A 19,291-nucleotide genomic window follows, 5' to 3' on the forward strand; every position below is an offset into this window, starting at 1 on the left:
GCGGTTGGAACCTTCGGCGCTGTCACTACGGTTTTCGGTATCGCGGCGGCGGAAATCCCAGCCCCAGTCACCATCAAAGTCGAAGTGATTACACTGACCAAGAACGCGCGCCGAACTCCCATCGAGGGACCCCCAGATGCCGGTCTATCACCCGCCCAGCGCGGGATAACCGAAAGTGTGGACCCGATTGGGCAGGATGGCAATAGCGAGCCTCCGCTTCTCTCCGGACTTACAAGAAATTCCCAAGTGCTCGCTTACGGGTAGCAATCATACAGCTCACGCTGGTGCTTTTAGCGTTGTCTTGTTCTTAGGTCTAATGCGGGTGGGCAAGGAGGCCCACTCATGCCACGCCTCACCAACCACAGTTTCATTCACCGTCACCAGTTCCTCCACACGACCTGGCTCAATTTCCCTAAGCTCTACGCCATCCTGTCTTCGCGGGAACAGTACGACCTGCACGCTTAATACCAACCAGCCAAAGATCTCAGCAGCGAAGAGCTGCTCGCTCAGCGCCAGCATTTTGACCAAACACAGCCAGCGCTTGGTCACCAGGCAGGTAAGTCCTATGCCACGCTGCACCGGATCTTCCGTACGGCCACCAGTGCCATGGATTTCGATCCTCGTGTGGTCAACCACGCGGCGCACGCCCATCTCCAGCGCACCGAACCCCCACCGTCCGTCGAAGCCTCCCGAGAAGTCCCAGGTGCACCGGGTCTCCACGACCGCGCAATCCGGCATACGGTATCCAAGAGTGCTGCGGGTCAGTAGCGTCGTGCGGCCGGAGCTTGACGTCGAGTTGCTGGTCCGTGCACTGCGCCAGATCGCCGAAAGCCAACTCAAACGAGCAGTCTTCACTCCGCCGAGCCCACCCGACTGGCCTGGAAGTTCAGCACCGCCCGACGATCCGTCACGTCAGTAATACCGAATCGGTCACCGATCCGTTGGTAGCTCCAGCCAGTATCCCGGAGTTCGCTGGCATGGCGGTGTTGCTCCGGCGTCAAGGCCCGCAGCGGCCGCAACGTCACCCCACGCCGCCGCAGATGGGCTTTTACAGTTTGCTCGTGGATGCCGAACAGCCGGGTCAGATCCCGGACTGAGGTGCCGGCGGCGTACAGCTCGACCAGTTCATCTACTTCGACCGGCGTCAGCTTCTTGTTGGGCTGCACCAGCTTGGTGACGCCGATGCTATCAGCAGTAGGCGACTCAGGCTGTAAATCCGCGGCTTCCAAGGATTTGATCAGCCGCCGGAATGGTTTGCCAGGGTTCGCAAGCGATCCCCCTCGCGCACATTTGTTGGAAGCGTCCCGGTCATGTGGCCGGGACGCTTCTGTTTTTGGATCGAATCCGATTCGGTGTGCACCGGATCAACGGAAGTCCCGGGATTTGGTTGCCGCCTTCAACCGGAGAACCTCGAACTTGTCCGCCACGAGATTCACCACCCCTTCCTTGGACCGTTCCAGCACACCGCGGACCAGTACGCTGCTGGCTTCCCTGGCGATCCTTCGATACCGCTGCCACACCCCCACGGAACAGATGACGTTCACCAACCCGGTTTCGTCCTCAAGGTTCATAAAGGTGATGCCGCTGGCTGTGGCTGGCCGCTGCCGGTGGGTCACCACCCCACCCACCTCAACCCGCCGCCCCGATTCGGCGTGGTGGAGGTCCGCGGCGCTCAGTGCGCCCCGGCGTCGTAATGTCGGGCGGACGTGGCGCACCGGGTGGTCATCAGTGGTGATGCCGGTTGACCACAGGTCTGCCGCAACGCGGTCGACCTCGGTGAGGTCAGGAAACAGGGGCGGCTGGATGTAGACGGTGGTTCCCTTGATTTGACCCTCACGCTCGGTGGAGGCAGGCCCGGCATTCCATAGCGCTTCACGCTGGGACAGTCCCATTGAGTCGAAGGCTCCGGCTGCGGCCAGCGCTTCAAGGTGATTGGAGTTCAGTTCTGTGCGGCGGGCGAGTTCGCCCATGCTTTCGAACGGGCCGTTGGCCTCACGTTCCTCAACGATGACCTTTGCAAGTTTTTTGCCGATCGACTGCACGCTGTCCAGGCCTAACCGGACCGTGAAGTTGCCGTCCCGGCGGTGAGCGTCCGAGTCGAAGGGGACACTGCGATCGAACTTGCCCACCGGCGGCTGATCGTAGTTCAGGCAGGCGGCCGAGCCCGTGGGGCCGTCGTCGTCGTGCTCCCGCTCAAGGTCCGCATGAATCCCTGAGAGCAGGATGTCGGGGCGAAGCACCTTCACGCCGTGCCGGCGGGCGTCGGCGACCAGGGTCTGGGGGGAGTAGAAGCCCATGGGCTGTGCCCGCAACAGCGAAGCCAGGAACGCGCCAGGATAGTGCAGCCGTAGCCAGGAGCTGGCGTAGACCAGCAGGGCAAAGCTGATCGAGTGGCTTTCAGCGAACCCGAAGTTGGCGAACGCCTGGATTTTCCGGTAGACGGAATCGGCGACCTCGCCGGTGATTCCGTTCTCTGCCATGCCCGCGTAGAGCTTCTCCCTGAGGGTGTCGATCCGCTCCAGGCCGCGCTTGGAACCCATGGCGCGGCGGAGTACGTCGGCGTCGGCGCCCGAACAGTTACCCACCACCATGGCCATCTGCATGAGTTGCTCCTGGAACAGCGGTACACCGAGCGTGCGCTTGAGAACCGGCTCAAGTTTGGGGTGCAGGTAACTCTCGTCCTCCTCTCCCAGTTTTCGCTTAATATACGGATGAACCGCTCCTCCCTGGATGGGGCCGGGGCGAACCAGCGCCACTTCGATGACGAGGTCATAGAACCGGCGGGGTTGGAGCCGCGGCAGCATGCCCATTTGGGCGCGGCTCTCCACCTGGAACACCCCGACCGAGTCGGCAAAGCACAGTTGGTCATAAACTCCTTGCTCCTCCCGGGGGATGGTGTGCAACGTCCATTCCTCGCCGAAGTGTTTCTTCACGAGGTCGAAGTTGTACTGGATGGCCGCCATGATGCCGAGGCCCAGTAGATCGAACTTGACCAGGCCCATCCACGCGCAGTCGTCCTTGTCCCACTGCAGGACGGTGCGCCCCTCCATGCGGCCGTGTTCAATGGGGCAGACCTCTCCGATGGGCCGGTCGGTGAGAACCATCCCGCCTGAGTGGATTCCCATATGCCGCGGAAATTTCAGTACTTCCTGTGCGAGCTCGACCACGGGTTCGGGAATGTCGTGATCATCACTGGATACCAGCGCACCCCACCGTTCCACCTGCCGGGACCAAGCATCCTGCTGACCGGGACTGTGACCGAGCGCCTTGGCCATGTCCCGCACCGCAAACTTGGGCCGGTAGGTGATGACATTGGCCACCTGGGCTGCGTTGAAACGCCCGTACTTCTTATAGACGTACTGGATCACTTCTTCGCGGCGGTCGGAGTCGAAGTCGACGTCGATGTCCGGCTCCTCATCCCGCAGGCTGGAAAGGAAGCGTTCAAAGGGGAGTTCATACAGGATGGAGTCGACGGCGGTGATCCCCAGCAGGTAGCAGACCGCGGAGTTCGCCGCTGATCCGCGTCCCTGGCACAGGATGCCCTTGCTGCGTGCGAACCGGACCAGGTCATGGACGATGAGGAAGTAGCCCGGGAAGTTCTTCTCCGCGATGACCTTGAGCTCTTTCTCGATGCGCTCGCGTACGTCGTCGCGTCCGGCATAAAACTTCGCGGCCCCCTCCCACACGAGTTTCCGCAGCCAGCTCATCTGGGTGTGACCCTCTGGAAGGTAAAGCTTGGGAAGCCCGGGTTTCACGCTGCTGAGCGTGAACGCCAGCTCATCAGCCAGCTCGACCGTCCGCTCCACCGCCCCCGGGTAGGCGGCAAAGCGTGCAATCATCTCCGCCCCGCTGCGCAGGTGTGCCGTGCCCGACGCCGGCAGCCACCCATTCATCTCATCCAGCGACCTGCGCGCACGAACCGCAGCCAACGCCGTGGCCAGCCTGTGTTGCTGCGGGACGGCGTAATGCACGTTGTTGGTGGCCACCACAGGGAGTTTCAGCTGGGCGGCGATGTCCGCGAGGGCGTCGTTATGCGCGCTGTCCAGCGGATTGCCGTGATCATAAAGTTCGACGACGACGTTGCCCGCACCGAACAGGTCCACCAGACGCCGGGCTTCCCGCTCAGCTTCCCGAACGCCTTCATTCACAAGCGCATACCGCACTGTCCCTTTACGGCACCCGGTGAGGATCATCCAGTGGTTCTCGGCCTTAGCGGCAAGTTCGGCGAGGTTGTAGCGGGGCTTGCCTTTCTCGGCGTCGGGCTTTAACTGGGCTTCCGTAATTGCGGCGGCGAGCCGGTGGTACCCCTCGGCACCACGGGCCAGGATGAGTAGGTGCCTGCCTTCAGGGTCCGGTTCCCCGTTCTGCGGCTTATTCAGTTCCAGGGACAGTTCGGCGCCATAGATGGTGGAGAGCCCGGGGTATTTCTCTGCGGCTTCAGCGAGATGGACGATCCCGTACAGGCCGTCATGATCCGTCAAAGCCAGCCCGTGCAGGCGAAGGCGGTGGGCTTCCTCAACCAGCTGTTCCGGACTGGCGGCGCCATCGAGGAAGCTGAAGTTCGAATGCACGTGCAGTTCCGCGTACGGGACCACAGGTCCGCTGAGTGGGGGTGCGGGTTGCTCGGGCGGGAGGTAGGGGTGCCGTTTGAGGGACCACGCGGGGCTGTCGCCGCCATCGGCCCCCAGCGGAGGGGCGCCAGGACGACGCCGGTCGGAGAGCGTCCGCTCAAATTCCGACCAGGGAATCGGGGGATTGTTGAAGCCCATTCAGGTTCTCCGATCTTCAGTCATAACTGGCCTCCGCCCACCAGCGGTGGTCTTCCAGGAGAAGCAGCCAGGCGGTCCCGGATTCATCCACCACCTGGAACCGGTTGAGAGTTCGGCCGGAGGAGTCCCACCACCGCTCGGTGATGGGCCACGGTCCGGCCCAGGAAGAGACTTCCAACCGGGTTGAAAGGGGAGCCGAGAGCAGGGCGGGGACCGCTGTCAGCAGCCCCCGCTCATCAACATCCACACTGTTTCCTGCACAGTCCAGCACCAGGACGGGATGGGGTTTGTCGAAGACTGTGGCCGGAACGGGGCCCGGAAGGTTTCCGGGCCACGGGAGTTCACGGCTTTTGGCCACCGCTTCTGACGGTGGATCGCCCCAGGGAATATAGACCCGCCTGTCCGTGAGCATGCGTCCACCCGCCACCATGGCGGTCAACACTGCACCGTGGCCCAGCATGCTTTGGACCCGGGCAAGGCCATGATGGATGTTTGCGTCAGGCCCGGTACCCCATAGCCCATCCGCGTGGTCGCTGAGATCCTCCACCGTGTCCGGCACTATCTGGACCCGGCTGATCCCCGAACTCAGTCCGTGTTCAATATCCCCGCTGCCCTGCAGTTGCCAGCGCACGCGGTCCAGCGCGTCCTCGGCGTCGAACCAGCGGGGATGCTGCCAGCGTCGCTCCGACTCTTCACCCGATTCCGACTGCAACCGGACCACCAAGGCAGTACACACCAGTCCCGCATCCCGCAGCCGGTCCACAAAATTTTCGGTTGACAGCCGCAGGGTGAAGGTGAGCTCATCAATGCGTGTGAGCGGGGGTTCACAGTGCACGACGACGTCGAGCTCGGCAGGCGGTTTTCTTTCCACTACGCTGTGGTGGTCAACCCCGCTTGCCTTGAGATGGGCAACGGCACCTTCTGCTCCGAACCTGTTGCGCACGTCGGCTCGGGTGAGCGCAGCGAAATCGCCCAGTGAGCGGATTCCGAGGCGCCGCAGCAGCACTGCAAGGGTTGGCTCCTCCAAGACCTCCAGCGGAAAGCTAGACAGGAACGCGGCCGACTCTCCGGGCGGAATGATCCACACAGGGTCAGCGCCGGAATCTTCCAGGAACTGGGTTGCCCTCGCTGCGTGCTCAGCAGCAAAGGGGCTGTCTGCCACTCCGATCCGCGCAGCGGTGAGACCGATTGCCGCAAGCGCTTTTAAAAGGACAGCTGCAGCGTGGTCTTCACTTCCGTAGTAGCGGGCCGGCCCTTTGGCGCGCAGGGCACACAGGCCGGGGCGTACCAACTGCATCCCGGGCATGATCTTTTCCAATGCGGCAATAACGGGTTCGAAGGCTCTCGCATCGAGGGCCGGATCATAGGAAAGGACGGCGAGGGTGGTGCACCGGGCCTGGGCTTCCCGGACGCGCAGCCCCCGCTTGACGCCCTGCTCCCGCGCAGAGGGCGAACAAGCAAACACTTCGCCCTTCTCAATCAGCGCCACCGGGTGCTCAGCGGGGAGGTTGTGTTCACGCAGTGCCGCAGTAATAGGCCAGTCAGGGCACCAAAGCACCATGGTGCGGGTAGTTGTTGGGGCTACCGTCTGGGGCCTCATGACGCGTGCGCCGTTTCGGAAAAGAACTCCTGCTGCACGGGTACAGCCGGCACTGTGCTGACAGGATCCGCCCATGGCCCGTGTTGAAGGTCCGGGAGCCACAAATCCGCGGTGCGGGAGCTTCCTGTGGAAGCGTGTGCCGTGATTCTCATCCGACGGCTTCGAAGGTGCCCCGTTCCCGAACCCAAACCTTGCCAGTTGCTTCCGGTCACGCTGAGTGTGGCCTCGCTTTGGGGCCATGGCCCCAAGGTGACCAGGGCCGCACCCCGCTGCCGCAGGCGTGCCATGAGACGGGACGCGTCCGACGGCGTGACGTGCTCGGGTGCACGGGTGAGGACGATTGACACCACATCCACCATTGCTGCGGTGACGGTGAGCCACTGATCCCCGGGCTGCGGTACCAGCACCAGTTTGTCCAGCGCTATACCGAAACTTGCTGCGGCTTCCACGCTGAAGGTGGGCATGCCAACCACGCTGCACCAGGCGCCGGCGCCCGACGGCCCCGCCAACAAAGCCATGGCGAGTGTGGTGGAGTTACTGACCGAATAGGCTGCTCCCGTCTGCAGCCCACCACCCGGAAGGATTCCTGCCAACACGGGAACGGTAGGTAACCGCCGGGATGAGAGCCGACTGCTCTGCATGGAGTTAATTTTGGACTGCAGTTCCGCCTTGAGCCGGGCTTTATGGTCCACGGCAGACAGCACCCGCTCGGCGCGCTGCGGGTGTTGACCCGCGGACACCTCTTGGGGGACGGCTGCTGTTGAACTCACACTTAATATTCGAACTCATGTTCGATTAAGTCAATCGGCTATTGGCGGCTGTGGAGGAGGGGTATTCAAGTACCCTGTCCACATGTGCGGACGCTTTGTAGTGGCAGGCTCAAACAAGGATCTGGTGGATCTTTTCGACGTCGAGACGGTGGCTGACGACCTGCCGAAACCCTCTTGGAACATCAGCCCCACCGATCCGGTCCGCATGGTCCTCGAATCATTGAAAGACGACCACGTCACCCGCCGCATGGAAGCAGCGCGATGGTGGCTCACGCCGTCGTTCTCCAAAGAACTCAAGACAAAAGCGCCCACCTTCAACGCCCGGGCAGAAACCGTGGGGAGCAAGCCCACGTTTAAGCCCTCACTCGAGGGTCGGCGCGCGCTGATCCCGGCCAGCGGCTACTACGAGTGGCGGACCGAAGGGAAAACCAAAATCCCGTTCTACATCCACCTGCCCGGTGAACCGGTGGTGTTCGCGGGACTCTATGCGTGGTGGCGTAACCGGGAACTGCCGGATGACCATCCCGAACGATGGGTGTTGTCCTCCACCATCCTGACGCGGGAAGCGGTCGGGGGAGTGGCGGAAATCCACGATCGCACACCGGTGACGTTGCCGCGGGAGTTTTGGAACGAGTGGCTGAACCCGCGGACCAAGGGTACCCAGGAGCTTGCCGATGAGGCAGTCGCCGCGGCTACGCCGGTGGCGGAGCGGCTGCAGTTCCACGAGGTAAGGCCAGTCCGTGAAGACAGCCCGCTGCTGATTGAGCCGTTGAACCCGGCGTAACTATAGGCTAAAAGTCAGGCTACCCATAGGCCGGAATTCAGGCTAAAATGGAGCGTATGAAAACTGTGCCCCTTAGCGAAGCAAAGGATAAACTTTCCGCTCTTGTCGAAGAGGCGGACAAGACGCACGAGATCATTCAGATCACCCGTCATGGGCATCCATCCGCTGTGCTCATGTCCGCTGATGATCTGGAATCGCTCCAGGAGACAATCCACTGGCTCTCACAGCCAGGTATCCGCGAAGATCTGGAGCAATCCAAGCGGGATATTCAGGAAGGCAATATGGTTAGCGGTGATGACATCCGCCGTGAATTCAGGCTGCCGCCGAGGTGACTTCAGGAGAACCTTCATGGAGGGTGGAAATCACCGGCCCCGCATTGAAAGGGTTCCGTCGTCTGCCTGAGAAAGCAGCAACCGCGATCGTCGAATTCGTCACCGGCGCTCTAGCCGAAAATCCTCAGAGGCTCAGCAAACCCCTGACCAACGAATTGCTGGGCTTTCACAGCGCGCGCCGCGGGGACAACCGGGTGCTATTCACGCTCGATGTCGACGACCATGTTTTGTATGTTCACCGCATCGAGCACCGCTCCGACGTCTACAAGCCACGCTGACCCCGGCGTAGGGAGTCTTTCTCCACCCCCGGGCTGATGCTAGACGAGCAAACGCCTGATGAACTGGGTTGATGCGTAACCCACCGGTCATCCTTGTTGCTGCGGCATGCGTGATTTCGGCCTTGGGCTATGCCATGTACATCTTCGGATCCCCGATACCCGGCGAACGTTTCATCCTTGTGCTGCCGCCGGTGCTCATCGCGGCTGCGGCGGCGGTGATTCTGACCCGCTCCTTGAACACGCGGGCATTGCCATGGATTTTCGTTGGGTTGGTAGCCCTCAGCGCGGTGTCAGTTCAGCTGTTCGGAGCCAGTTTCTCGGCAGGGATGGACGCCGCCGACGCCGGTCGTCAAGCCGGACCGTTGGCAAACCTCGCGCTTCCCATCGGTGTGGCGGGCATTCTGGCCAGCGGCGCTGCGGCGGGGCTGCTTCTTGGTTTGACCCTGTTACGCAGACGCCCGCCACCACAGCGCGCCATTCTGGCGGCGCTCGCGGGCCTGCTCCTGGCCGTACCGCTGTTCGTCCTGCAGTTCAACCCGATGCACGCCGTGATTCTCAGCTTCGTGGTGCTGCTGGTACTGGTCCTCCCCAGGACGCTGTCGAAAACCGGAACGCAGTCGAAACCCGGAACGCTGCCGGAGGACCAGCAACACCAAACTGTTGCACAACCCGCAAGTCCACAGAGCTTGCGCATACTCGGCGCGCTGGCGCTTGTGATTCTTCTCGCTGTGTGGGGTGCGGGTGCGTGGGTTGGTTTCCGTGAAATGGGCAGACCCGAAGCGACGACGGCGATGGGTATCGCAGCGGGCGCCGCAACGTTCGCGGCTCTTCCGCTGGTTCGTGCTGCGGCCCTGATCGGTCAGGCGAGGACGTCGCGACGCCGGTGGGTCACGGCGTCCTTCCTGCCGCTGGTTGGCATAACGGCGGCGACAATCATCCAGCTCATCGGGTACAGCCCCGACGGATCCGGACTCTTCACGGCCGCAGGCATCGCGGGAGTCAGCGTAGGCGTATGGCTGGCCATCGCAATAGATTCGTCAGCGGCGATGCCACACGTACGAATTGCTGTGGCTCTTGCGCTGACGATCGGAGGAACCGTGGTGTGGTTCTATACGGTGCCAACGACCGGAGGAATACTGCTGGTAGTGCCTGCACTTCTCCTGATCTTCAGGGGCAGGAGGTTCAGCCGCCCGGCAGTAGCGGTCAGCTAGCGCGTTTAGCTTTTCGCCCGCCGGGCTTCCTTGGCGCGCATTTCCTCGGCCCGCACGCGCGCCATGGTGGCGCGCTCCGCGACCAGCCACACCGGCGGGGACTGCAGCAGCTCGGTGATTTCCGCCGTCGTTAGTGGTTCTGTGATGCTGCCGCGGGCGAGTCCGCTGATCGAGACACCCAACTTCTGCGCCACAACCGGTCGGGGATGCGGGCCGGTGCGGCGCAGCTCGGCGAGCCACTCCGGCGGATTCTCCTGGAGCACGTTGAAATCGCCGCGCGTGATGTCGGTGTCCTGGAACTCCTGCGGCGTCGCAGGCAGGTAGACGCCGAGCTTCTTCGCGGCGGTGGCCGGCTTCATGGTCTGTGGGGACTTCGCGGGGGTCATTCATTCAGGGTAACGCCGACTGGGCTACTGTGAGGACGTGCCCCCGACCCAGCTTCCCGCCCTCCACATCGGCTTTGTGCCGGGTGTGACGCCGGGGAAGTGGGTGGGGCGCTGGCGGGAGCGGAACCCGGACCACCCCATCGAAGCCACTGAGTACGACGACGACGGCGCGCTGGCCGCCGCGCTCCGCGACGGTTCGGTGGACATCGCCTTCGTGCGCCTCCCTATCGACCGGGATGCCCTCAGCGTCATCCCGTTGTACGAGGAGTTGGCGGTGGTGGTCGTTTCGAAGGAGCACGAGCTGTCCCTGCTTGACGAGGTGCCCCTCCCTGAGCTGGACGACGAGAAGCTCCTCGATGTGCAGGAATGCGGCGGCCCGCGGTTGGCCGTGGAGGTTGTGGCGTCGGGAGCCGGCGTCGTCGTGCTTCCGATGTCCGTTGCCCGGCACTACAGCCGGCGCGACGTCGTGGCCCGGGTTGTGCCCGATGCTCCGACCACCACCATTGCCGTCAGCTGGATTGCCGATAACACCACCGACGAGATCGAGGAGTTCATCGGGATAGTGCGTGGCAGGACGGCGCGCAGTTCACGGCAGCCATCCGCGCAGCAGGATGCCCCGAAGAAGAAGCCGGCAAAAGGGACGCAGAAGACGAAGCAGACGGGCAAGGATCAGCGACGCAAGCCGGGTTCCACAAAGGGCGGGCCACCGGCGAAGGGCCGCGGGCGCCGTCGTCGTTAGCGTCAGGACACTTCGGCGGCAAGCGGGGCAGCAGCTCCGGATGAGTGCTGAGCGATGATCTCCGCGTACCGGTGGAACGACGCCCGGGGAACCCGGTCGAGGGTTGACGGTTCCATCCGGATCAGCCCGAACTTCTTTGTGTAGCCCTCCTGCCATTCCCAGTTGTCCACCAGCGTCCAGTGGAAGTAACCGCGAACATCGACGCCGTCGGCAACCGCATCCCCGATCGCCGCCAGATGCTGCTCCAGGAACTCGATCCGGCGGGTGTCTTCAATGTCGCCGCCCGGGCCGTCGTCGTAGGCGCAACCGTTCTCGGTGATGTAGATCGGCGGGATGTTGGGGTACTGCTCCTTGAGCTGCTTCAGGATGGTGGTGAGGCCGCTGGGAATGACCGGCCAGTCGAAGTCCGTCTTCGGCACGTCCGGGTAATCACGCGGCATGAACGGAACGGGAAACAGCGGTGGTGCGGCGCCGATTTTCGTGGGGAAGTAATAGTTGATGCCGTAGAAATCCAGGGGAGTGGAGATGATGTCCATATCGCCGTCCTGGATCACCTCGAAGGACATCCCCTCAATCTCCGCGAGGTCCGCCGGGTACTCACCCGTCAGCAGTGGGCCAGCGAACTGCCCGTTGTGGTAGTGGTCGTAGAGGAGGGCGAGGTTGCGGTCCTTCTCGGAATCGCTGGCCGGTTCCACGGGGGAATGGTTATTGACGACGCCGATCGGTGTGTCCAGTGTCTCGCGCAGCACCCGGACTGCCCGGCCGTGGGCCAGCAGCAGGTGATGGCCCACCGAGAACGCGCTTCCCAACAGCATGAGCCCGGGCGCTGCCCGGCCGATCGCGTGCCCGATGCCCGTGTGCACCACGGGCTCGTTGACCGTCATCCACGCCGCGACCTTGCTCCCGAACTCGTCACGGATGATGCGCGTGTAGTTGGCGAAAGCGTCGATGGTGTCCCGGTTCTGCCACCCGCCCGCGTCCTGCAGCGCTAACGGTAAATCCCAGTGATAGAGGGTGACCCACGGCTCAATGCCCCGTTCCAGCAGCGCGTCCAGGATCCGGTGGTAGAAGGCGATGCCGTCCAGGTTGGCAGCCCCGCGTCCCGTCGGCTGGATGCGCGGCCACGCAATCGACATGCGGTAGGCCTTGGTGCCCAACTGTTTGAGCAGGTCGAAGTCCTCTTCGTAGCGGTGATAGTGATCGCATGCGATGGCGGGGCTTGAGGCATCCAGGATGTTCTTGTGCTGGCTCGCGTACTCGTCCCAGATGCTCGGTCCGCGCCCGTCCTCATTGACCGCGCCCTCGATCTGCGCGGCCGCCGTCGACGTCCCGAACACAAATTTCTCGGGCAATCCGAACCCACTCATGCGCACTCCCTGCTGTGATGTCCCTTCACTAAAGGACTCCCCGCGCCCGGCGTCAACCGTTTGGTCCACAGAATCTTTCCCGGAAGGGCCGGTAGGGTGCTTTCATGGACCGATTTCCCGATCCGAAGCCTGGTGCGCCGGCCCCGGGAGCCACGTCGTCAGGCGTGCATGATCAGCTTCGCCTCGCCAACCCCGCGCAGGTTACGGCGGACGGACTTGTGGCGCCGCGTTGGGGTGCGGGCCTGGCGCTCATCGGCCTCGTGCTGGTGGTGGCGCTGCCGTTGGCTGGGACGCTGGCGCTCGTCGAGGTGCTTCCCTTCGGGCCGCCCCTCGTTTTTGCCTCGCTCCTGTTGACGTGGACCGCGATGCTCGGGGTCAGCATCTACGCTTCACGACGTCACGGGTTCCGCTCACTGACCCGTGATTTCGGGTTGCGGTTCCGCTGGGTGGATCTTGCCATCGGCTTGGGAGTAGGCGTAGCAGCGCGCATCATCCTCGCGTTCCTTCTGGCGATCATCACCCTGCTGTGGCCGCTGGAAGAAGGTGAAGTGATTCAGGGCAACGCCGAACAGTTCGTCACGGGTGACACTGTCTGGCTGATCGTTAACGGCGTTCTTGGCGGTGTGCTCATTGCTCCCTTTCTGGAGGAGCTCTTCAATCGTGGCCTGGTTCTGCGGGGGTTGCAGAATGCACTGTGGTTGCGGCGCACGGGGCCAAAGGGGCAGGCGGTTACACCGGGCGTCCAGCGCCGGTCATTGATGACTTCAACTGTGATAGCCGTCCTGGCGAGCTCGCTTGCTTTCGGCCTTCTGCACACCGGTGCGGTGGCGGACCTCCGTTCCTCCATTTACCTCCTGCTCAGCACCTTCGTGGTGGGACTGGTGTGCGGTGTGCTTACGGTGATCACCCGGCGACTTGGCGCAGCGATAGTCACGCACATCGTATTCAACGGCACCGGAGTGGGCTTGCTGCTACTTGTTCCTCCCGAAATGCTGCCCTAGGCGGCTCCTTTCTTGGGGACCAGATCCCCCAGCGTCCCTTGGCCGAGGAACGGCTGCGAAGCAAGGAACCGGATCTCCCAATGCTGAGGCAGATGGTTATCAGCACCCACCATCCAGTACACCTGCAGCGCACTGAACCCTTCCCCACCGTAAACCTGGCACGCATCCTTCAGCCTCCGCAGGGATTCCTTGCGCACCTGAACGGTCTGCCCGTCGAACTGCCCGTGAAAAACCTTCAGCCCCGCCTGGGTAAGGCTGTGCAGCACCGGTTCGATCAGCGACCACGCATGCCGGACGTGCCCAGGGCTCTGCCCGTACAGGATCAGCTCCGGCAGCCCCAACTCGGTCAGCCCAACCGTGTAGGCAGAAGGCAATTCCGTGCCGGCCTGAGTGAACCGGAGAAGGAAGCCCTCGTGCCCGATCCGCTTCCTGAGCCACGCGGGATCCTCGGGCTCATCCCGCCGCAGGTCAACGAACTCCAGCGCCTGGCACGGTGGATGGAAGATGAGATCGGTCATGGGTTTGCTCCTTCGATTCGCCTGCCTCAAACCTGCCATCCCGCTCCGACATTTTCGGGCTACGCTCAAACCATGCAGTTTCCCGCCTACCCCACTCTCCTCACAGATGCCCGCGGCTCCATCCTGACCATCACGGTCAACCGGCCCGATGCGCTCAACGCCCTCTCCTCTAAGGTGATTGAGGACCTTGAGCACTGCATCGGTGCGGTGTCGGAGGCTCTAACGAACGACGACGGCGCGTGGCCGGTCCGCGGCGTCGTTATCACGGGAGCGGGCAAAGCCTTCGTCGCGGGCGCCGACATCCGCGAAATGACCGACATGACACCGGATGAGGCGCACGCGTACAGCTCCCGCATGCAGCAGGTGACGCTCGCGATCGAACAGCTGCCGGTTCCGGTGGTTGCTGCGGTGAACGGGTTTGCCCTGGGCGGCGGATGCGAGCTGGCGATGGCCTGCGACATGATCTATGCAGCTTCCACGGCCTCCTTCGGCCAGCCGGAAGTCAGTCTTGGGCTGGTTCCCGGGTTTGGTGGTTCAGTGCGTCTTCCCCAGTACGTTGGGCAGGCGCTCGCTCGGGAGCTGCTGTTCACTGGGCGCCGACTAACCGCGGAAGAGGCGCACAACGCCGGCCTGGTGGCAGCCATCTTCGAGACCGTTGATGACCTGCTCGACGGTGCCCGGAACACCCTGGAGCTGGTGGCACGCCAGTCTCCCGCAGCCGTCGCGCTCGTCAAGAAAACTGTAGGGCAAACCCAGGGACTGCCTACGAGGGACGGGCTGAAGATCGAAGCTGATGCTTTCCGTCAGGCCTTCACTACCGCTGACAAGGCCGAAGGGACCCGCGCTTTTCTGGCGAAGGAGCGGCCGAGCTTCCCGGGCCGCTGACCGACTCACTCCAAAAGGTTGGGTAACTTGAGAATTGTCGCCGCTATTCGTCGCTTCGGCTGCAGGTTCGTTGCGCTCGCCCTCTTAACGGTGATCACTCTCTCGTCGTGCGGCACCCAAAGCGCTGACCAGACCGGCGAGCCTTCCACGTCAGTGGAAGTTGACGTCCTGTCCGGCGGGGATAACCCGGCGTGGATACTTATCGACGACGAAGCTGCAGAACTCCGGTCCCTCATTGACGATGCGCAGAAGAGGGGTGCAGGCGCTCCAGCTCAGAGCGGACTCGGGTTCCGTGGATTTATTGTCCACAACCTGGGATTCGAGTCAGGCGCGGAGTACGACTCCCTCCGGATCGATCAGGCAGGTATCTTCCTGGAACGTGGTGGCGCCGTCGTCGAAGTTTACGAGGATCAAGACCATGAAGCCTTCCGCTGGCTTCGTGAACGCGCGAAATCGCAGGTGCCGGAAACCATCTACCTGGACATCCCCTCCACAGAACCGTAGACAGTTCAGATACTTCGTGGCCGGAGGGGTATGTTGCAAAGTATGGGAAGAATTCGTCGTGCGGTGCTTCTGGTGCTGCTTCTACTCGGTCTGAGCGGTTGTGGGATCGCCATCCCACAGGATCCGGAGGGGACGCTTGAGAAGGTCACCGGTGGAACGCTCAGGGTCGGGGTCAGTGAAAATGCGGAGTGGGTGCAGCTGCCGCCCACGGGAGACCCGCACGGGATCGAGCCTGCGCTTGTCGAAGAGTTCGCGGACACACTCGATGCGACGATCGAATGGGTCCCCGGCGCCGAGCATGAGCTGGCGGATGACCTCTTTCACGGTGAACTGGACATGGCGATCGGGGGCTTCGGCGCCGACACCCCGTGGACCAAGGAAGCTGGCATCACCCGGCCGTACACGGAAACCACCGACGAACGCGGCAAGACGGTCAAGCACGTGATGCTCGTACCGCTCGGCGAGAACGCGTTCCTGCTGGAGCTGGACCAGTTCCTGCTCGCCCAGGAGGTCACGTTATGAGCAACCTGCGTGAGAAGGGAACCGCGCGCTTCGGGCACACGGAGCTTCCCGAGAAACAGCAGCAGGCCCTTCGGAAAGCCGTGAAGTGGGAGTGGATTACCCTTGGATTCCTGACGGTCTCCACCGTTCTGGTGTACCTCGTGCTGGGCAATTCGCAGGCTATGAAGGCCGCCTGGATCGAGGACCTGCTTTCGTTCCTTCCGCCGATTTCGTTCCTCGTGGCAACACGGGTGATCCGTCGTCGACCCTCTGAAACACACCCGTACGGCTACCACCGGGCAGTAGGCGTCGCGCACCTGGTTTCGGCCGTGGCCCTCGTAGTCATGGGCGGCTACCTCATCGTCGATTCGGGGATCGGGCTCGTCACAGCCGAGCATCCAACTATCGGCGGCATCCAGCTGTTCGGATCGACTTTCTGGCTGGGATGGCTCATGGTCCTGGCGATGCTGTTGACCGCCGGGCCGCCGGTGGTCCTCGGCATCGTAAAGATGAAGCTCGCCCGTACGCTCCACGACAAGGTGCTCTACGCCGACGCCGATATGAACAAGGCCGACTGGATGACGGCGCTGGCCGCCGCCGTCGGTGTTCTCGGGATCGGTCTGGGACTGTGGTGGGCAGACTCCGTGGCGGCGCTGCTGATTTCCTTCAGCATCCTGCACGACGGCGTCAAGAACCTGCGCGGTGCGATCGGCGGCCTCACCGACACAAGAGCGACCGTTTACGACGACTCCAAGCCCGACCCCATCGGCACTCAGATCGATTCCTACCTCCAAAGCCTGAGCTGGGTGAAGGAGGCAAGGTCACGCGTCCGCGATGAGGGCCACGTGTTCCATATTGAGTCTTTCGTGGTGCCCCGACAGTGGCGGCGGGCCACCCTGCACAAGATAGAGAAAGCCCGCGCCGCATGCGTGGACATTGACTGGAAGGTCCAGGACATGGTGATCGTTCCGGTCGCGGAGCTGCCGGAGGAGTTCCTGCCGGGTCTCACCAAAAGCGGCGGTGAGCGAAGTTGAGGCGTTAACCAGCGAAGAGGGTGGAGGCCAAGCCTCCACCCTCTTCGTACCGGTTGCCTACTTCTTGGCAGGCTTTACAACAGTTGCGGTCGGTTTCATGTTTTCCGCATCGACCATCCAGGCGTACTGCTCCAGCTTCTCGATGAAGCCGTGCAGGATATCAGCGGTGGTGGGATCTTCCTCGTCAACCTGGTCGTGGACGTCACGCATGCGGCCGACGGCGGACTCGAGCATGGCTACCACCATTGTGACCGTGTCTTTGGTGTCAACCAGACCGGAAGGGAATTCGTTCAGTGAGGTTCCCTTGGCGACGACGGCGCTGCGGCCGTCCGGCACGGCATGGAGGGCGCGCATGCGCTCGGCCATCTGATCCGCGAAGAGCCGTGCGTCTTCGATGATTTCGTCCAATTGCAGGTGCAGGTCACGGAAGTTCTTGCCGACCACATTCCAGTGGGCTTGCTTTCCCTGCAGGTGGAGCTCTACGAGGTCAACCAGTACTGCCTGCATGTTGTCGGTCAGGGTCTTTGACGCCTTCATAACATCCTCCATTCGTGACGGAATCCGGCCGCTACGCTGCCGGCATCAGCATCAGCCTAGTGCGGCGGATTCCGCGGAATCCAATTTGCTGGGAACATTCTAAGTAAACTTACCAATTTATTGATCCGTGATCCATGGTGGGCTAGCGTGGCGGTCAAGTGGTCAGCCGAGCTTGGCTCGCGAGGATTGCCCACGTGATGTTCCAACAGAGATTTTCAACCAGAAGGAGGAACAGGCAATGGCAACAGTTCAGGAATCGATTGACGTTTCAGTTCCCGTATCCACCGCGTACAACCAGTGGACGCAGTTCGAGACCTTCCCTGAGTTCATGAGCGGCGTAGAGTCCATCACCCAGACCTCTGATACGCACAACCACTGGATCACCAAGATCGGCGGTGTCGAGCGCGAGTTCGACACCGAGATCACCGAGCAGCATCCGGATGAGCGCGTCGCCTGGAAGAGCACGGACGGAAAGTCCCATGCCGGCGTCGTGACTTTCCATCGACTGGATGACAGCAAAACACGCGTGACCGTCCAGCTCGATTGGGATCCCGAGGGCTTCACTGAGAAGGTAGGCGCGGCGGTTGGCGCAGACGATCGCCAGGTGAAGTCCGATCTTGAGCGCTTCAAGGAGTTCATCGAGAAGTCTGGCGGCGAGACCGGCGCCTGGCGCGGTGATGTGGACGCCCCGGGTTCGGGCACGGCCAGCCGGACGGCAGATCCGTTGGCGGGCGGCGCGGGACTCGCCGATCCTTCACTGGATGATCCGGAATCCGGCGGTCCGCGGGCAACCAACCCCGCCTAAGTCGACGCAAAGAAGAAGGACCCACTTCAGTTGAAGTGGGTCCTTCTTCTTTGTTAGTCAGTTTTCGACGCTGATGGTGTTGATCGCTTCGGTTGCACGCTCTGACAGGCTTTCCGAAATGGGCGCGCTGCCCGCGGCTTCGGCGGCAGCCTGCTGTCCCTCTTCACTCACTACGAAAGTGCCGAAGGTCTTCACGAGGTTGGCGGTCTCCTCCTCTTCATACGTGGAGCAGAAGATGTGGTACGAGACCAGCACCAGCGGGTACGCGCCGGGCGCGGTCGTCTTGCGGTCGAGGTTGAGCGCGATGTCGAACTCGGCACGCCCTTCAACGGGTTCCGCTTCATCGATGGCGGCCGCGGCCGCTTCCGGGCTCACCGCAACGTATTCGTCGCCCACCAGGAGCTTCGCCCGGCCGAGCGGCGGCCCGACGGCGGAATCATCTGCGTAGGTCACCGCACCCTCCGTGCTGGAGACTGTGCTCACCACACCAGCGTTGCCCTTCGCGTTTTCACCCGCCAACTCGCCCGGGAAGGTGCCGTCGGCTTCGTGGGTCCAGATCTCGGGAACCACGGCGTGCAGGTAGTCGGTGAAGTTTTCGGTGGTGCCGGAGTCATCCGAGCGGCTGACCGGCGCAACGCGAAGGTCCGGCAGATCGACGTCGGGATTCTGGCTGGCGATCGCGGGGTCAGTCCAGTTGGTGATCTCGCCCCGGAAGATGCGGGCGATAGTCTCGGCGTCGAGATTCAGGCTCTCAATGCCCGGCAAATTGAAGGCGATGCTGATCGGCGCAACGTAGGCGGGGATGTTGAACGCGCCCTGCGGACCGCAAACTTCGCGGGACTCCTCGAGTTCTTCGTCGCTGAGGTAGGCATCGGACCCCGCGAAATCAACGGCACCGGCAAGGAGCGCCCCGCGACCTGCCCCCGATCCATCCGGCGAGTACTGCACGCGGACGTCGGGGTGAATCGCTGCGAACTCGGCCTGCCAGGCGTTCATCGCCGGCCCCTGCGCAGAAGATCCAGCGCCGGTGATGGTTCCGCTGAGCGTGGAGGTGGCGTTCTTCGCGGCTGCCTCCTGCTCGGGTCCCAGCGGGTAGTCCGAGCCGCAGGAAGAGACAGCCAGGCCGGTGGCACAGCTGAGGACAAGGGTAAGGATGCGACGGGAAACCACACGCCCACGATACAGGCGAACGTCCGGTGAACTCATGTCGAACAACGGGTGCGGGTTTCTCCACGGAAGGGATGAAAGAACGACGACGGCGGGTTGGTTG

The 19,291-nt window shown here is 62.7% G+C and carries 20 protein-coding genes and 1 pseudogene; 11 read left to right on the top strand and 10 right to left on the bottom strand.

The window, feature by feature from the left end; all coding sequences use genetic code 11:
- Positions 1–276: 276 nt before the first annotated feature.
- From BJ994_RS16560 to BJ994_RS16580, 5 genes are all read right to left on the bottom strand, one after another.
- Positions 277–840: a hypothetical protein gene (locus BJ994_RS16560; RefSeq protein WP_167995510.1), complete on the bottom strand. Its 564-nt coding sequence runs from the start codon at positions 838–840 to the stop codon at positions 277–279.
- 11 nt (positions 841–851) lie between these two features.
- The gene (locus tag BJ994_RS16565) at positions 852–1,229 is read right to left on the bottom strand and encodes a helix-turn-helix domain-containing protein (protein WP_167995511.1); all 378 of its coding nucleotides are present in this window, start codon (positions 1,227–1,229) and stop codon (positions 852–854) included.
- A 135-nt stretch (positions 1,230–1,364) separates the two neighbouring features.
- On the bottom strand, positions 1,365–4,769 hold the full coding sequence (locus BJ994_RS16570) for an error-prone DNA polymerase (protein ID WP_167995512.1): 3,405 nt from the start codon (positions 4,767–4,769) through the stop codon (positions 1,365–1,367).
- 16 nt (positions 4,770–4,785) lie between these two features.
- Positions 4,786–6,369 (bottom strand): DNA polymerase Y family protein, encoded by a 1,584-nt coding sequence (locus BJ994_RS16575; protein ID WP_167995513.1) that lies wholly within the window; start codon positions 6,367–6,369, stop codon positions 4,786–4,788.
- On the bottom strand, positions 6,366–7,139 hold the full coding sequence (locus tag BJ994_RS16580; protein ID WP_209066973.1) for a hypothetical protein: 774 nt from the start codon (positions 7,137–7,139) through the stop codon (positions 6,366–6,368). The genes BJ994_RS16575 and BJ994_RS16580 overlap by 4 nt, the downstream gene beginning before the upstream one ends.
- Positions 7,140–7,221: 82 nt before the next feature.
- Here BJ994_RS16580 and BJ994_RS16585 point away from each other — a divergent pair, with 82 nt between their 5' ends.
- The 4 genes from BJ994_RS16585 to BJ994_RS16600 all read left to right on the top strand — a co-directional run bounded on the left by BJ994_RS16585 (position 7,222) and on the right by BJ994_RS16600 (position 9,744).
- Entirely contained in the window at positions 7,222–7,923 is a 702-nt protein-coding gene (locus BJ994_RS16585) for an SOS response-associated peptidase (protein ID WP_167995514.1), read from the top strand.
- 56 nt (positions 7,924–7,979) lie between these two features.
- Positions 7,980–8,255, top strand: coding sequence for a type II toxin-antitoxin system Phd/YefM family antitoxin (locus BJ994_RS16590; RefSeq protein WP_167995515.1), 276 nt, complete (start codon positions 7,980–7,982; stop codon positions 8,253–8,255).
- Between the two features lie 23 nt (positions 8,256–8,278).
- Positions 8,279–8,533, top strand: coding sequence for a type II toxin-antitoxin system RelE/ParE family toxin (locus tag BJ994_RS16595; protein ID WP_167995516.1), 255 nt, complete (start codon positions 8,279–8,281; stop codon positions 8,531–8,533).
- Positions 8,534–8,604: 71 nt separating this feature from the next.
- A complete protein-coding gene (locus BJ994_RS16600; protein WP_167995517.1) occupies positions 8,605–9,744 on the top strand; it encodes a hypothetical protein in 1,140 nt (379 codons plus the stop codon).
- A gap of 5 nt (positions 9,745–9,749) precedes the next feature.
- On the opposite strand, the gene BJ994_RS16605 is transcribed toward BJ994_RS16600, so the two are convergent.
- Positions 9,750–10,130: a DUF5997 family protein gene (locus BJ994_RS16605; RefSeq protein WP_167995518.1), complete on the bottom strand. Its 381-nt coding sequence runs from the start codon at positions 10,128–10,130 to the stop codon at positions 9,750–9,752.
- A 37-nt stretch (positions 10,131–10,167) separates the two neighbouring features.
- Between BJ994_RS16605 and BJ994_RS16610 the strand changes: the two genes are divergently transcribed.
- Positions 10,168–10,869: a LysR family transcriptional regulator substrate-binding protein gene (locus BJ994_RS16610; protein ID WP_342450414.1), complete on the top strand. Its 702-nt coding sequence runs from the start codon at positions 10,168–10,170 to the stop codon at positions 10,867–10,869.
- A 2-nt stretch (positions 10,870–10,871) separates the two neighbouring features.
- On the opposite strand, the gene BJ994_RS16615 is transcribed toward BJ994_RS16610, so the two are convergent.
- Entirely contained in the window at positions 10,872–12,236 is a 1,365-nt protein-coding gene (locus BJ994_RS16615) for a GH1 family beta-glucosidase (RefSeq protein ID WP_167995519.1), read from the bottom strand.
- Between the two features lie 104 nt (positions 12,237–12,340).
- On the opposite strand from BJ994_RS16615, the gene BJ994_RS16620 reads away from it, so the two are divergent.
- On the top strand, positions 12,341–13,237 hold the full coding sequence (locus BJ994_RS16620; RefSeq protein ID WP_167995520.1) for a CPBP family intramembrane glutamic endopeptidase: 897 nt from the start codon (positions 12,341–12,343) through the stop codon (positions 13,235–13,237).
- On the opposite strand, the gene BJ994_RS16625 is transcribed toward BJ994_RS16620, so the two are convergent.
- On the bottom strand, positions 13,234–13,755 hold the full coding sequence (locus BJ994_RS16625) for a DUF4262 domain-containing protein (RefSeq protein WP_167995521.1): 522 nt from the start codon (positions 13,753–13,755) through the stop codon (positions 13,234–13,236). The two genes, BJ994_RS16620 and BJ994_RS16625, sit on opposite strands and share 4 nt — an antisense overlap.
- 72 nt (positions 13,756–13,827) lie before the next feature.
- On the opposite strand from BJ994_RS16625, the gene BJ994_RS16630 reads away from it, so the two are divergent.
- From BJ994_RS16630 to BJ994_RS16645, 4 genes are read left to right on the top strand one after another with little or no spacing between them, the layout of a single operon-like run.
- Positions 13,828–14,640 (top strand): enoyl-CoA hydratase/isomerase family protein, encoded by an 813-nt coding sequence (locus BJ994_RS16630; RefSeq protein ID WP_167995522.1) that lies wholly within the window; start codon positions 13,828–13,830, stop codon positions 14,638–14,640.
- Between the two features lie 27 nt (positions 14,641–14,667).
- Positions 14,668–15,144, top strand: a complete 477-nt coding sequence (locus BJ994_RS16635) for a hypothetical protein (RefSeq protein ID WP_167995523.1) — start codon at positions 14,668–14,670, stop codon at positions 15,142–15,144.
- A 42-nt stretch (positions 15,145–15,186) separates the two neighbouring features.
- Positions 15,187–15,666, top strand: coding sequence for a transporter substrate-binding domain-containing protein (locus tag BJ994_RS16640; protein ID WP_167995524.1), 480 nt, complete (start codon positions 15,187–15,189; stop codon positions 15,664–15,666).
- Positions 15,663–16,679 carry a cation diffusion facilitator family transporter gene (locus tag BJ994_RS16645; RefSeq protein ID WP_167995525.1) on the top strand — a complete coding sequence of 339 codons (1,017 nt, stop codon included), beginning with the start codon at positions 15,663–15,665 and terminating at the stop codon, positions 16,677–16,679. The genes BJ994_RS16640 and BJ994_RS16645 overlap by 4 nt, the downstream gene beginning before the upstream one ends.
- Positions 16,680–16,736: 57 nt before the next feature.
- On the opposite strand, the gene BJ994_RS16650 is transcribed toward BJ994_RS16645, so the two are convergent.
- Positions 16,737–17,216, bottom strand: coding sequence for a Dps family protein (locus tag BJ994_RS16650; RefSeq protein WP_167995526.1), 480 nt, complete (start codon positions 17,214–17,216; stop codon positions 16,737–16,739).
- A gap of 238 nt (positions 17,217–17,454) precedes the next feature.
- Here BJ994_RS16650 and BJ994_RS16655 point away from each other — a divergent pair.
- Positions 17,455–17,904 (top strand): annotated as a pseudogene (locus BJ994_RS16655) (SRPBCC family protein); the annotation flags it as partial.
- Between the two features lie 174 nt (positions 17,905–18,078).
- On the opposite strand, the gene pstS reads toward BJ994_RS16655, so the two are convergent.
- Entirely contained in the window at positions 18,079–19,227 is a 1,149-nt protein-coding gene (pstS, locus tag BJ994_RS16660) for a phosphate ABC transporter substrate-binding protein PstS (RefSeq protein WP_167995528.1), read from the bottom strand.
- Between the last annotated feature and the right edge of the window lie 64 nt (positions 19,228–19,291).

It is taken from the genome of Arthrobacter pigmenti, assembly GCF_011927905.1.
In the GTDB taxonomy this organism is placed as follows: Bacteria; Actinomycetota; Actinomycetes; order Actinomycetales; family Micrococcaceae; genus Arthrobacter_D; species Arthrobacter_D pigmenti.